Source organism: Pseudomonas sp. FW300-N2A2 (assembly GCF_017351735.1).
Lineage (GTDB): Bacteria > Pseudomonadota > Gammaproteobacteria > Pseudomonadales > Pseudomonadaceae > Aquipseudomonas > Aquipseudomonas migulae.
On record NZ_JACNDU010000029.1, the window covers coordinates 47,527 to 62,216 of the forward strand.

Sequence of the window (14,690 nt, forward strand, 5' to 3'; positions counted from 1 at the left end):
TGGCGGACGCCTTCGCCGGCAAGCCTGGCTCCTACAAAATCGCGGGGGGATTCGGGATTGGGGGGGGGCTCGCCAAACCTGTAGGAGCCAGCTTGCTGGCGATGGCGATTTCACGGACGCCTTCGCCGGCAAGCCTGGCTCCTACAACATCGCGGGGGTGTTCGGGATTGGGGGGTTCACGCTAAACCTGTAGGAGCCGGCTTGCTGGCGATGGCGATCTGGCGGACGCCTTCGCCGGCAAGCCTGGCTCCTACAACATCGCGGGGGATTCGGGATTGGGGTTCACGCTAAAAACCTGTAGGAGCCGGCTTGCCGGCGATGGCGATCTGGCGGGCGCCTTCGCCGGCAAGCCTGGCTCCTACAAAATCGCGGGGGTGTTCGGGAGTGGGTTTACGTCGGGTTGAGACAGGCATGAAAAAGCCCAACCTGAAGAGGTTGGGCCGAGGTATTGAACAGGCATGTGTTTCCATTCACTGGCGCGTATCCATCATTTTGTCGGCGAGCGCCTTGGCTCTTTCAATCAACAGATTCTGCCTGTCCTCATGAGTGGCCCCTCCTACAACCGGCGCCGTCAGATTGCTTTCCGCAATCAGCGCAGCGCAAAAATATTGATCCCAGACAGCTTTGTCCGCGGACGTCTGTGCGGTCATTCGGTCGGCAATCATCTCCGGCTCCTCCTGATGAAGTAGCACTGCCAGTTTACGCCCGATTCAAGCACATCCAAATGTCACCATTCGTCGCTAATGTAGACGCGACAAAGAATTGCCACAGCCTCTGGCGCAGGGATTGCAATCGCCGGTCGTAATCGCCCGGAAACGACGTAATTCTGACGCGACAACCATCAAATCAATATTTTGGACGCCAGCCATGCGCTGGGTCTTTTACCCGGAGATGTAACGTGTCAACTCTCAACGAAATCGCAGCGAACCACGCGAAAATGGCGAAAAAACTGGCGGGAGAGTCGACCGAAATGTGTGAGCGACAGCCGCTGGTAGTGGGTGGGTTTGAGGTCACTTCCGTTGTTGATGAGCAACCCCATGTGCCCATGCACCTCATCGTTGCCGGGCAGGACAACCACCTCGCCCAGGCTGTGGGCTATTTGCCTTGAGCTATTGCGACAGATTCAACGACATCGCCGCGACGTTTACGCAGACCTGAAACGAAAAAAGGGATCAAGCATCTGGATGCATGATCCCCTTTGACGGATATGAAACAGCGGACTTCGCGATCAGTGGTCAGGGTTGACGTAGTATCTGCCGCGCCTTTCAGCTCGATTCGCTTTCCCGGATGAGCTTCTTGTTAATCTTCCCGACGCTGGTTTTAGGGATCTCGGCGACGAACCTGAACCGCTTGGGGATCGCCCATTTATTGATACGGCCACGCTCGACAAACCCTTGCAGGTGCACCTCCAGCATCTTGCGGTCGAGGTATTGCCCAGGCTCGCACACCACCAGCGCCATCGGCCGTTCGCCCCATTGCTCGTCCGCAATGCCCACGACCGCGACCGACATGACGGCCGGGTGTTCGCTGATCAGGCTTTCCAGTTCCAGGGAGCTGATCCACTCCCCGCCCGTCTTGATCACATCCTTGATTCGATCTTTGATTTCCACCCCTCCCAAAGGGTCAATGGAGGCCATGTCGCCGGTGTGCAGCCAGCCGTTGTGCCAAAGCTCTGCCCCCTTTTCAGGCTCCTTCAAATAGCCTTGGGTCAACCAAGGCGCGCGCACCACAATCTCGCCCAGGGACTCTCCGTCATGGACAACTTCATTGCCATTGGCATCGATGATTTTCAGGTCGACCATCGGTACGGTTGTGCCAGTCTTGATGCGGGTAACCAGTTGGGCTTGCGTGGATTGTGCGAGGTCTTCGTCGCGCAGGTAAGTCAGGCACAGCAACGGGCAGGTTTCCGACATGCCGTAACCGCTGTGTACCTGAATACCTTTGGCACTCGCTTCACTGGCGATGCCCAAGGTCAGCGCGCTGCCGCCCAGGAGCATTTTCCAGCCATCAAAACGAGTCCGTTGCGCTTCCTCGCAGTTCAGGATCATTTGCAGAATGGTCGGCACACAGTGGGAGAACGTGACCTTCTCCTCTCGATACAGCCTGACCAGGCTGTTGGGCTCGTAGCGGCCGGGATACACCTGCTTGATGCCCATCAGGGTGGCGACATAGGGCACACCCCAGGCGTGCACGTGAAACATCGGTGTGATCGGCATGTAGACATCATCGGAGCGCAGCAGCGGCAACCCCTGGTAGACGCCCAAAGTGCCCACGGCATTCAAGGTGTGCAAGACCAATTGGCGGTGGGTGAAATACACGCCTTTAGGGTCGCCGGTAGTGCCCGTGGTGTAGAAAAGGGTCGCCACCGAGTTTTCATCGAAATCGGCAAAGTCGTACTGGTCTGCGGCCCCGGCCAACAGGTTTTCATATTCCCCCAGCACCGGCAGCGACGTGGGAGTGGCTGTGTCGTCCGTAAGCTGCAAGTAACCTTTGACGGTGTTGAGCTGCCCCTGAATCTGTTCAACCAGAGGCAGGAAATCGTCATGCACGAGCACCAGGTCGTCCTCGGCATGGTTCATGGTGAAGAGCACCTGATCCGGCGAAAGACGGATGTTCACGGTGTGCAGCACCGCGCCGATCATCGGCACGGCAAAGAAACATTCCAGGTAGCGATGGCTATCCCAGTCAAGCAGGGCCACCGTGTCCCCGGCCTTGACGCCGGCAGCGGTCAAGGCGTTGGCCAGCTTGCGTATCCGCTGGTTGAGCGTCTGGTAGCTGTAGCGCAGCTTGTCGGCATACACGATTTCCCGGCCCGGCTCATAGCGCACGCCGGACAACAACAATTGCTTGATCAGCAAGGGATAGGCGTAGGCGCCGTCGGCGGGCGGAATTATTTTTGTCGCCATCATGGTTGTGGTTCCCGGTCCTTTTTTACGTGAGCTCAGAACTGCTCTGCATCCAATTTATAGAGGCATTCGCTGCCAGCCTTGGCCGACGCGCTCAACGAGTGGATACGTGGCAGCAGACGGGCGAAGTAGAAGCGTGCAGTGGCCAGTTTGCTGACATAGAACGCGTCCTTGGAATGCGTGCTCATGGCGGCTTTGGCCATTCGCGCCCACATGTAGGCGTACGCGGTGTAGCCGAACACGTGCAGGTACTCGACCGAAGCCGCGCCGATTTCATTCGGGTTGTTCTGGGCTCGGTCCAGCAACCATGCGGTCAGTTCGTCGAGGGTGTCGACGGCGGCGTTCAACGGTCTGGTGAACTCGCCGAGGTCAGCGCAGGCATTGGCGGTAAAGTTGCGGATTTCCGAAGCGAACAGCCGGTAGAGCGCCCCGCCGCTGCCGACGATTTTGCGCCCGGCCAGGTCCAGTGACTGGATACCGTTGGTGCCTTCGTAGATCTGGGTGATGCGCACATCGCGAACCAATTGCTCCTGGCCCCATTCGCGGATATAGCCATGGCCGCCGAAGATCTGCTGGCCATGCACGGTGGTTTCCAGCCCCATGTCGGTGAGGAACGCCTTGGCCACAGGGGTCAGAAGCGACACCAGTTCCTGGGCGCGGCTGCTGATTGACTCGTCTTCGCTGTATTTGGCGGTATCCAGCTGCAGGGCCACGTAGCTGGAAAACGCCCGACCGCCTTCGTTCAAGGCCTTCATGGTCAACAGCATCCGGCGTACATCCGGGTGAACGATGATCGGATCGGCGGCTTTGTCCTTGTTCTGCGCGCCCCTCGGCGAACGGCTTTGCAGACGGTCACGGGCGTATTCGACGGCGTTCTGGTAAGAGCGTTCGCCTTGCGCAAGGCCCTGAATACCCACGCCCAGACGTTCGTAATTCATCATGGTGAACATCGCCGCCAACCCTTTGTTAGGTGCGTCGACGATCCAGCCGGTGGCGCCGTCAAAGTTCATCACGCACGTGGCGGAGGCCTTGATGCCCATCTTGTGCTCGATGGAACCACAGGACAGCGAGTTGCGCTCGCCCAGCGAGCCATCGGCATTGACCAGTACCTTGGGCACCAGGAACAGCGAAATGCCTTTCGGTCCCGCGGGTGCATCCGGCAAGCGCGCCAGTACCAGGTGAATGATGTTTTCGGTCAGGTCGTGCTCACCGCCGGTGATGAATATCTTGCTGCCGCTGATCTTGAAACTGCCGTCGGCCTGAGGTTCGGCACGGGTGCGAATCAGGCCCAGGTCTGTGCCGGCATGCGCTTCGGTCAGGCACATCGAGCCGGTCCAGGTGCCGTCGTACAGGTTCGGCAAGTAGGTGGCTTTCAGTACTTCGCTGGCGTGAGCATTGATCGACAGGCACGCGCCGGCCGTCAGCATCGGGTACAGGCCGAAGGACAGGCTGGCCGAATTGACCATCTCTTCGACCTGGGCCGAAATGGCCTTGGGCATGCCCATGCCACCGAACCGTGGATCGCCACCTACGCCTACCCAGCCACCTTCGGCAAAAGCCTTGTAGGCGGCGGAAAAACCATCCGGTGCCGTCACCGAGCCATTGCTCCAGGTGCAGCCTTGTTCATCGCTGCTGCGGTTCAGCGGTGCAATCACTTCGGCGCTGATCTTGCCGGCTTCTTCGAGGATCGCGGCGGCCGTTTCTTCATCGATCACCTCGGCCAGGCCAGGCAATTTGGCCCACAACCGGGACACCTGGAAAACCTCGTTGAGTACGAAGTGCATGTCACGCAAAGGAGCTTTGTAATCAGACATCGTTGGCTTACTCGGAAGTGGTCAGGGCATGAGGCATGCCCGGACGTTGAGAGATTTCGGTGTTGTCGGCTTGCGCAACAGGGCCGGGCGCCAGCGCCCGTTCGCGCAACAGGAAATAAGACAGGGCAGGAATCAGCACCAGCGCACCCAGCATGTTCCACAGGAACATGAAGGTCAGCAGGATGCCCATGTCGGCCTGGAACTTGATCGGCGACCAGACCCAACACACCACGCCAGCCGCCAGGGTGATGCCCACCAGCCCGACCACCCGGCCGGTGAAGGACACCGCGTTGCGGTAGGCCTGGGACAGCGGCAAACCCTGGCGCTGGAAGTGCAGTTGCACGCTGAGCAGGTACAAGGCGTAGTCAACACCGATGCCCACGCCGAGGGCGATCACCGGCAAGGTCGCAACCTTTACGCCGATCCCCATGGCGACCATCAGCGCTTCGCAGAGGATCGAGGTCAGTACCAGCGGCAACAACGCCACCAGCGTGGCGCGCCAGCTGCGGAAGGTGATCAGGCAAAACAGCGTCACTGCCGCGTAGACGTAAAGCAACATGGTGCGATTGGCTTCGCGCACGACGATGTTGGTCGCTGCTTCGATGCCCGCGCTGCCGGCCGCCAACAGAAACTGACGATCTTCGGTGCTGTTTTCCTTGGCGAACTTGTCGGCAATCGCCACCACCGCATCCAGCGTTTCAGCCTTGTGATCCTTGAGGAACGTGATCACCGGCATCAGCGAGCAGTTGTTGTTGAACAGCTCAGGCGAGTTGACCGAAGCCTGCTGCGCGGCGTAGTTGAGCACGTCCTGGTTACGCTGGATGCTGTTGAGCTTGGGGTTGCCTTCATAGGTGCCGGCAGTGATCTGCCGCACGGCGTTGACCAGCGAGGTCGTCGCCTGCACGCCTGGATACTGTTGCAGCTCCCAGGCCAAACGATCGGCAAGAACCAACGTCTTGTAGTTCAGGCAGCCTTCCGGCGCAGTCTTGATCATCACCGCAAACAGGTCGCTGGACAGCGCGTAATGCTGGGTGATGTAGGCGTTGTCGCGGTTGTAGCGCGAGTCGGCACGCAGCTCCGGCGCACCGCTTTCGAGATCGCCGATCTTCAGGTTGAGGCTGACCATGAAGCCGCCGATGCCCATCAGCACGGCGACCAATACTGCGCCGGTCGCCCACTTGGCGGTGGTGAAGCGGTCGAGCAGGTCCCAGAGTTTGCCGAAGCCCTTGTGGTGTTCGGCGCGGGTGTCGATTTTCAGCGCGCGTTCGGCAGCCTTGGCGCCAACACCGACATAGGACAGCGCCACCGGCATCAGCAACAGCGAGGTGAAGATCAGCACGGCGACGCCGATGCTGGCGGTGATCGCCAGGTCCTGGATCACCGGTATGTCGATCAGCATCAGCACCGCAAAACCCACGGCGTCAGCCAGCAACGCGGTGACGCCGGCGATGAACAGGCGGCGGAAGGTATAGCGCGCGGCGATCAGTTTGTGAGTGCCTCGGGCGATGTCCTGCATGATGCCGTTCATCTTCTGTGCGGCGTGGGACACACCAATGGCGAAGATCAAAAACGGCACCAGCACCGAGTACGGGTCGATGGCATAACCGAGCCAGGCGACGATACCCAGTTGCCAGACCACCGCAATCAGCGAGCAGCCGACCACCAGCAACGTACTGCGCACACAACGGGTGTAGGCATAGATGATCGCCAGCGAAGTGATGACCGCCAGGCCGAAAAACATCATCACCTGAATCAGGCCATCGATCAGGTCGCCCATCAGTTTGGCGAAGCCGATTACCCGAACCTTGTATTGGCCCTTGCCCTCTTCCCCGGATTTGCGCGCCGCGCTGTCACCGGCGAATTCGATCTTGTCGCGCAACTGCTCTTCGAGCATCTGCGAGAACGCGTGATAGTTGATGGGCTGACCACCGGCGGCGGCTTTGTCCAGCAGCGGCACGATCAGCATGCTCGACTTGAAGTCACTGGCCACCAGGCTGCCGACCAGACCGGCGCGGGAGATGTTCTGGCGCAGTTGTTCGATTTGTTCAGGCTGGCCGGAATAGGTATCGGGCATCACCGGGCCACCCTGGAAACCATCCTCGGTGACTTCGGTCCAGCGCACCGCCGGGCTCCACAGGGATTTCATCCACGCGCGGTCGACGCCTTCAGTGAGGAACAGCTGGTCGTTGACCTGCTTGAGTACGTCAAGGTAAGCGGGGTCGAAAATATCACCCTGGGTGTTCTCGACCACCACGCGCACCGAGTTGCCCAGGCCACGCAGCGACTGGCGGTTTTCCAGGAAATTCTGGATGTACGGCTGGCTCTGCGGAATCATTTTTTCGAAGCTTGGGCGCAGCTCCAGGCGTGTCACGGCCATGAAGCCCAGCACCACGGTGGCCAGTGCCATCAGCAGCATGAACAGCGGCCGATAGTTGAACACCCACCGTTCGAGGAGGTTGCCGGAGTGCTGGTCGAAATCCCGCAGGTCGCGGATTACCGGCATGGCGTCTTGTTTGATATTGCCCATGTCTGGGTTCTCGCTCTTAGGGTTCGAGGGCTAGCGTCTGGGCGCCACGGCTGCCCGCGACCACCAACGCACCAGCGGCGGACTGGGTAACACCGGCGACCGGGGTCGGCACCGGTTGGCGCAACAGGTGCAATTGCGCGCCCGTGCCCTGGCTGACCAGCATCTGCCCACCCTGGGTGAACAGACGGTAGTCGCCACGGGCATCGATCAGGCCAGCGGTGATGCTGACGTGCAGGCCGGTGTCGAGTGCCGTCCAGTTTTGGCCGCCATCGGTGCTGCGCAGGACGTTGCCGCGCAGGCCATAGACGAGCGCTTCGCCAGGCTTGCCGAGCACGCCGAAAAAGCTGCCTTGATACGGCGTCGGCACGGCGGTAAAGCGTTGGGTGTGCTCATCCCATTTGAGCAACAGGCCTTGTTCGCCGGCGATGTATAACGCGTCGCCGGTGGAAGCGATGGCGTTGAGGTGGAAACCTTGCGGGTTGTCTGTGCGATCCTGAAAAGGCGTCCAGCTCTGGCCACCGTCCTCGGTGCGCAGGATCAGGTTGAACACGCCGATCACATAACCGACTTTGTCGTTGGCGAACCATGTGTCGAGCAGCGGTTTGTCTGCGCCCTGCTCGATCAACCGCTGGCCTTCGGCAACCAGCAACGGCCATTGTTCATTGCCCGGCTCGGCACTGGCCAACGCCGTGTAATGCTTGACCAGCAAGGCGCCGATCTGACGGCCGTCGAGTTGCTTTTGCCAGGTCGCGCCGGCGTCGCTGCTGTGCAGCACCACACCGTCGTTGCCCACCGCCCAACCTTGGGTGGTGGTCGGAAAATTCACCGCCGTGAGATCGGCACTGACCGGTACCGCTGCCTGCTGCCAGTGCTTGCCGGCATCATCGGAAAACAGAATATGGCCACGCTGACCGACGGCGACCACGCGTTCACCGGCGCGAGCCATGCCGGACAACGGACTGTTGATGGCCAAGGCACTGACCCTGGCGGGCAGGTCCAGCACATCGACGTAATCAGCCGCGAGGGTGACGCCCTGCAACAGGCCGAGCACAACGCCAAACGCCACCTGCAAATAATTCTTATACGAACACATACCGCGTCCTCTTCGGAAAACCTGGCGCCCACGCCGTCGGCGCACGGTCCACCGCCTTGTGAGCGGTGGACCTTGTAGGCGCTTTTTTGCGGTTGGCTTAGCGAATGCCGCTGCCGGCCAGGGATTCCGAAGACCACTGGGCCTTGGAAAGCGGATCGATGTACTTGATGCCGCCATAAGGCCCGACCACGCCGTTGATGTTGTAAGAACCACCGACCAGGTCGTAAATCATGAAGGGCGTGGAGTCCGGGACCTGCTTGTCGTAGCTCTGGCTGAGGAAGGCGAAGGAGCCACGGTACAACTGACCACGAGCGTCGTATTGATCCGAGGCCAGAGCGGTCCAGCTGTCTTCATCAAGGTAGAAGCGGCGCTTCTGATAAATGTGGCGGGAGCCGGCCTTGAGGTTGCCCTCCACCACCCAGACGCGGTGTTTTTCCCAGCGCACGAAGTCCGGTGCCAGGTGATTGGCGGTGGTCAGCGACTTCGGATCCTGGGCGTAGGTCAGCTTGTAGGTGTTGTAGGGCACAATCATTTCCTGCTTGCCCACCAGCTTCCAGTCGTAACGGTCCAGCGCGCCGTTGAATACGAAAACGTCGTCGTAGGTGCCCGCGCCGGCGGTGCCTGGGTTAGGCGTGTCGTAAGCCAGGTTCGGTGCCAGTTTGACCCGACGCTGACCCGGCAGGTACTGCCAGGCGCGGCGCGGTTGCTGCAGCGGGTTAGCGGCGTCCTTGAGCATCACCGCTTCACCGGCCCGGCGTGCAGGGCCGGTGTACGACAGCTTCATCTGGTAGTACACGTCGGCGCTGCTGATCGGTTGCGCTAGGTTTTCGTAGATCGGGTAGGAGATGAATGCCTGCCCGGTGGTGGCCAGGCTCGGCACGCCGGCGGAGTCAACGTTCCAGGAGTCGTACTTGGAGTTGATGCTCACGCCTTGATAGCGCAGCAGGAAGTTCCACATCGCTTCGCTGCCCGATTGCGGGATCGGAAATGGCACGCCCGGCAGCACGTTATCGATGGCCAGACCGCCTTCGAGGGACTTGGCGCCGCTGGCATTCTTCACGCCGTTATCGAGGATGGCTTTTGGCAGCGAAACGGTGCGGTGGGTCGGGTATACATCGACACGGTAAGTCGGGAAACGCTTGGCCAGTTCCACCGTGGTAGCACTGAGCATGCCCTTGTACTGATCGACGTTTTTACCGTCGATCACCAGCAACGGTTTTTCGCTGGCATACGGATCCGGGCGCATGCTGTCACCGGATTTGAAACTGGCCGGCGGCGTGGTCAGGCCACCGTCGTAGGCTGGGATGGAACCATCAGCGTTCCCGGCCTTTTCGGCGCCCACCAGGGTCAGGCTGCTGCCCAACTTGGCAGCGTCCTGGGTTGAAACAGCGGCCTGTGCCTGAGCGGCCAGGACCATGGCCAGCGAAGCGGCCAACACGGTTTTTGCGAATTTCATCTTGTTATTCTCCTGCTTGCATTGAGCAAATCAGTGTTGAATCAAAAAGTGGTTTTCATCGTCAGGTAAACGGCGCCACGGTCCTCAGTCGTTGCACCACCACCGGAAAAGGCCGAGTAGCCACCGGCGAAACAGGCGTAGTTTTCGTTACCGCTAAAGGCGTTCGGCGCAGCGCCGTCACCTCCGGTCGGGCCGGTACTCACACCGCTGACATTGCACTTGTCGGTCTTGCCGAAAGAGTCCACGTACTTCAGGTCGACAAAGTATTTGTTGTACACAACGGCCCCGAGACCGATGGCGTAGTTACCGGTGTCTTTGGCACCGCCACCGGAGACCGGTGAAACGCCATCGAGACCGACGTTGATGGACATCGGCGCGTTGAGGTCGACACCGGGAAACACCTGGTACCAGGTCGGTGTGAAGTTGACCGCGATGCCCCAGTTGTCCCGGGTTGGCTGGTCGATACCGCGGTAGGTGCCCTTGCCTTTGTAGAGCGCCTCGTTCTTGCTATCGAGCTTGAGCAGGTTGCTGTAATACAACTCGCCAAGCAGGGTTGCCGAATCGAATACAGGCGTTTTGGCAATGGTCATCAGACCGTTGAGCGTCCAGTGCAAGGTGTCGCCGGTGGCGGCCATGCTGTCGCCCTTCTGCGGGGTGTCATAAACCACACCGGTGGCAGCCGTACGCGCCGGCAACAGGCCAAGACCCGCGCCCAGGCCCAGCGGACTGTTAGTGCTGACAATTGCCGGAATACTCGCCAGCGGCATGTTGTGACGAATGTTCAGGTCCGAACCCACGCTCACCCCGCCCACATCCTTGGACAGGCTCAGGCCAACGATCTTGATGTTGTCGGCATAGGCCATTTGATAGGTGGCGGTGCTCAGCGAGTTGAGCGTATTGATCACCGCGGGCACTTGCCCTGCCGGCCGGGTGCCGTTGGGGTTGGCCGAACTCAGGCCTCGGGCATCCAGCCAGGCTTGCGGGAGGATTTCCGAGGTTTCGCGGTAGTAAACGCCGAGGGTGCCGTCCAGCCAGGCCGGCGACCACTTGGCCATGAGGCCCCAGTCGCCGCGCTTGTCCGGCGTCAGGTCATGCCCGCGACGCACGTTGGTCAAGCCGTTGCACGGCGCCAGGCCGCAACCCAGAGGGCTGCCAGGCACGACAGCATTAGTGTTACCCAGCAGGAACGACTGCGCGCCGAAACCGACCAGGTCGGAGCCGCCGTAGTAGGTGCCGGCTTCCGGCAGGCGTGCGGCGTCCCAGTCGAGAAAGTACTGGGCGGCCACGGTCAGTTCGGGATTGATCGTGAAGGACATCGACAGCTGATTGCGCGGAACGAACAGCTCCTTGGCTTCGGTACCCGGCGACGCGGCCAGCTTGGCCAGGTCCAGGCCGGACTGGCCGTAGCTGATCGAATGCACCGGGTTGAGAATGGTCTCGCCCCAGAACACGTTGTGCTGGCCAGCCTTGAAACTCAGCATCGACTCCTCGCCCACTTCGGTGCTGTAGAACACGAAGGCGTCGAGGATTTCACCGGACGGGCCGGTGTAGTAACGCTGGGCATAGTTGCTCAGGTGCGGGCTGCCGTTGCCGACGTTGTCATTGGTGACCCCGGCCAGGCGCGGGTCGTTGGCGACCAGGCCCGAGGTTGAACCGTTGCCGTTGACGAACGGGTTCGAATTGGAACCGGTGTTCTCGTAGGCCTTGTCGTACCAGCTGGCGGCGCTGACGCGAAAACCCATGTGGTTCTGGTACACCACGTCCATCTCGGTCAACAGGTCGACGCGGTTGGTGATGTTGGTCCCGGCCTTGCGGAAGTTGTAGTCGCCGTCGTTGTTGTTCGGCGTGCCCAACATGCGTTTGTCCGCGCTTTCGGTGCGCACGCCATAGTTGTACTTGATGGTGTTATCCAGGCGAACGGTCCAGTCCGGGTTACCTGTCTCGATCTCTGCCGCATGGGCCATCGGCACCGTTGCCGCGAGAATGGCTGAGGCCAGCAAGGTGTAGCGTGAAGCGGTGAACCCGTGACTCTTATTGTTGTGCATTGCGTTGTCTCCGCCATTTTGTATTTGTTTTAAGCGCAGCCGCCCTCGCGCACCCTCTTGTTCCAGGGGTTTGCGTTTTTCAGGAGTGAGGGCAAATGCCGGATGGCGCGAGCCAACCGGCGCCTGAACTAGCGATCCAGCTCGAGGATGAGGGCTTCGGCTTGCGGCCAGTGCCCGTACCCGGCAGCAGGATTGAGATGACCGACATCGCCCAGATTGAGTAGCTCACTGCCCCAGCCTTCAGCCAGGTGCGTAACGGCTTCCAGGCTGGCGAGGTGGTCGTTGGTACTGGCGGCCACCAGGCTGCGAAATGGCAGCGGCCCTTTGGGTAGAGGATCCCAACCCTGGCTACGCAGGGTTTCAGGCGATGGGTAGCCTGACGGCCAAGGGGCATCGAGGTCAGGTGGAGCAGCCAGCAGCGCGCCCTTGATCGGCCGGCGGTACTGAGCGGCCCAGTGCGCGACCATCAGTACGCCGGCGCTATGGGCGACCAGGATCACCGGCCCGTCGATCTGCTCCAGCGCGTGCTGGATCGCTTGCACGCGCTTGTTGCAATCGAGCTTGTCGGTCTCCTGCGGCGGCACACTACGTACCTTGCTCAGCCTGGCTTCAAGCAACGTCTGCCAATGTTCGGCAACGTGCTCGCGCAGGCCCGGTACGATCAGAACGGTTGCGGCAGTTTGCAGTTTGTCCACTTCAGCACCTACGCTTTCTCGATGACTCGACTGGCTCTGTGGCCAGGGGCTTTTTGTAGGACTGACATTAAAGAGCGCCCACCCCAGGCGCTTTTCATTGGACGTCAGGCACTTTTCTTTTCATGACAGATTTCCAGGTATTGGCGCGCGCCGACCACTGGTCGAAAATCCCCACAGGTTCTCTGCAGCTCACTGTAATCAATGGGTGTGCGTCGATTGCTCCACGACAACGGAGGTGATTGCGGACAGAAACTGGCGAGCGCCCTCGACAACATCACAACTGTTCAATCGCTGATGTGCTGGATATAGTCGCCACGCTCATCTGAATCGCAACCGGCCCAGGAAAGACCTTCGCATGCCCAAGCTTGTTCGCGCCGCCGTCTTGACCAACTACCTGGAGGTTACTCAGTACCTGGGGTTCAACCCGCGCGATGTACTGGCCGGCGTCGGCTTGAGCAAAGCCCTGCTGCAAGCCCCTGAACATCGCATTCCCATCGATGCCGCCGTGCGTCTGCTGGAGGATTCAGCCGCCGCCAGCGGCTGCCAGAACTTTGGCCTGAGCATGGCCGAGTCGCGCCAGCTCTCGGACTTCGGCGTGGTCAGCCTGCTGCTCAGCCATCAGCGCACGCTGCGTGATGCCTTGCAGGTGGTGGTGCATTACCGGCACTTGATGAATGATTCGCTGGCCATCTTCATTGAAGAGGCCGGCAAGATGGTGATCATTCGCGAAGAGGTGGTCACCGACTCGCCGATGCCCAGTCGACAGGCCACCGAGCTTGCCATCGGCGTGATGTTCCGACTGTGCGCCGCCCTGCTCGGCTCTCACTGGCATCCCTACAGCGTCAATTTCACCCACCAGCCCCCCGACAACCTTCAACTGCACCGTCGCCTGTTCGGCTGCACCCTGGAGTTCGGCAGTGAGTTCAACGGCATCGTCTGCGCAGGTGCCAGCCTGGACATGACCAACGCCAATGCCGACCCGGCCATGGCCCGTTACGCCCAGAGCTACCTCGATTCGCTGCAAAGCCACCAAGGCACTTCGATGCTGTTCGAAGTGCGCAAGGCCATCTACCTGCTGCTGCCCATGGGCCGCGCTACCATCGAGCAAGTCGCGCAGAGCCAGGGTATGAACGTTCGCACCCTGCAACGTCGCCTGAAGGATGATGGCTGTGCGTTCAACGATGTGATCAACGATGTGCGCCGCGACCTGGTGCTGCGTTATCTGGACAACCCGAATTACACGCTCGGGCGCATTGCCGACATGCTTGGCTACTCGATGGCGAGTTCGTTTACGCGGTGGTTCATCAGCCAGTTCGGCATGCCACCGGCGACGTGGCGGGTGCAAAAGCAGGGTTCGGCAAAAGCCCCGACGGACGCTGCCCCACCCAAACCCTACTGATATCGCGTCTGTTGTAGGAGTGAGCCAGACAGCCGACCAATCTCTTTCAGGTGTACATATCCATTGCTGCGGTAACGGCGGCTTATGGTTTCGCCCTTACGGCGAGTCACTTGCAGAAGCGGCAAGTAACCAAGCGCTCTTGCCCCTTTCGTTCGGTGCCTCGCTAATGCTCGGCATGCCCTCGCTCCGGCCCTGCTCCGTGGGCCCGCCGCCATCGGCCATCCATGGCCGGGGGCGGCTAACCCGGCATCCATGCCGGGTTGCCCACTACACAGAACCTGCGCTCGGCCTCTCGAGGGGGCGCTCAGATCAAAAGCGGAAGGCGAGCTAACGCTCGGCCTGATGAGTGGTGAAAGTCAAAAGCATACGCGATTCCCTGTAGGAGCCGGCTTGCCGGCGAAAATCGTCTGGACAACGCGTTCATTCAGACACCCCGCGTTATCGTTGACGTCCATCGCCAGCAAGCTGGCTCCTACAATTTTGAGTCGTGTGAACCCAATCCCCGTGTAGGAGCCGGCTTGCTGGCGATAGCGGTGGATCAGTCAACGTATGTATTGGCTGGACGGACGCCATCGCCAGCAAGCCGGCTCCTACAGGGGAATGTGCAAACATCCAAAATTAGTGCGGCCACCACAGTGCGGGAGTGTGCGCACGACCGTAGAGCCAGGTCGGCTTTCAGGCCGCCTCGGCGGCTGTGGCGGTGGTCGCCCCCTCGAGAGGCCGAGCGCAGGTTCTGCGCAGTGGGCAACCCGGCA

Annotated in this window: 10 protein-coding genes; 2 read left to right on the forward strand and 8 right to left on the reverse strand. The window is 60.5% G+C overall.

Annotation, left to right across the window (positions count from 1 at the left end; all coding sequences use genetic code 11):
* Positions 1-470 precede the first annotated feature (470 nt).
* Positions 471-665 (reverse strand): hypothetical protein, encoded by a 195-nt coding sequence (locus J4E42_RS24770; protein WP_008032821.1) that lies wholly within the window; start codon positions 663-665, stop codon positions 471-473.
* Positions 666-898: 233 nt separating this feature from the next.
* Between J4E42_RS24770 and J4E42_RS24775 the strand changes: the two genes are divergently transcribed.
* Entirely contained in the window at positions 899-1,108 is a 210-nt protein-coding gene (locus J4E42_RS24775; RefSeq protein WP_207286383.1) for a hypothetical protein, read from the forward strand.
* A gap of 157 nt (positions 1,109-1,265) precedes the next feature.
* Here J4E42_RS24775 and J4E42_RS24780 read toward each other — a convergent pair whose 3' ends face one another.
* The 7 genes from J4E42_RS24780 to J4E42_RS24810 form a co-directional block, all read right to left on the reverse strand.
* Positions 1,266-2,909: a fatty acid--CoA ligase gene (locus J4E42_RS24780; protein WP_207286384.1), complete on the reverse strand. Its 1,644-nt coding sequence runs from the start codon at positions 2,907-2,909 to the stop codon at positions 1,266-1,268.
* A gap of 32 nt (positions 2,910-2,941) precedes the next feature.
* Positions 2,942-4,720, reverse strand: a complete 1,779-nt coding sequence (locus tag J4E42_RS24785; RefSeq protein WP_207286385.1) for an acyl-CoA dehydrogenase C-terminal domain-containing protein — start codon at positions 4,718-4,720, stop codon at positions 2,942-2,944.
* 7 nt (positions 4,721-4,727) lie between these two features.
* The gene (locus J4E42_RS24790) at positions 4,728-7,247 is read right to left on the reverse strand and encodes an RND family transporter (protein ID WP_192418268.1); all 2,520 of its coding nucleotides are present in this window, start codon (positions 7,245-7,247) and stop codon (positions 4,728-4,730) included.
* Positions 7,248-7,263: 16 nt separating this feature from the next.
* On the reverse strand, positions 7,264-8,340 hold the full coding sequence (locus J4E42_RS24795) for a YCF48-related protein (RefSeq protein ID WP_207286386.1): 1,077 nt from the start codon (positions 8,338-8,340) through the stop codon (positions 7,264-7,266).
* Positions 8,341-8,437: 97 nt separating this feature from the next.
* The gene (locus J4E42_RS24800; RefSeq protein WP_008032811.1) at positions 8,438-9,796 is read right to left on the reverse strand and encodes a DUF1329 domain-containing protein; all 1,359 of its coding nucleotides are present in this window, start codon (positions 9,794-9,796) and stop codon (positions 8,438-8,440) included.
* Positions 9,797-9,837: 41 nt separating this feature from the next.
* Entirely contained in the window at positions 9,838-11,841 is a 2,004-nt protein-coding gene (locus tag J4E42_RS24805) for a DUF1302 domain-containing protein (RefSeq protein ID WP_207286387.1), read from the reverse strand.
* Between the two features lie 128 nt (positions 11,842-11,969).
* Positions 11,970-12,536 (reverse strand): alpha/beta hydrolase, encoded by a 567-nt coding sequence (locus J4E42_RS24810; RefSeq protein WP_008040963.1) that lies wholly within the window; start codon positions 12,534-12,536, stop codon positions 11,970-11,972.
* Between the two features lie 355 nt (positions 12,537-12,891).
* Between J4E42_RS24810 and J4E42_RS24815 the strand changes: the two genes are divergently transcribed.
* Positions 12,892-13,935 (forward strand): AraC family transcriptional regulator, encoded by a 1,044-nt coding sequence (locus J4E42_RS24815; protein ID WP_008032805.1) that lies wholly within the window; start codon positions 12,892-12,894, stop codon positions 13,933-13,935.
* The last annotated feature ends 755 nt before the right edge of the window (positions 13,936-14,690 follow it).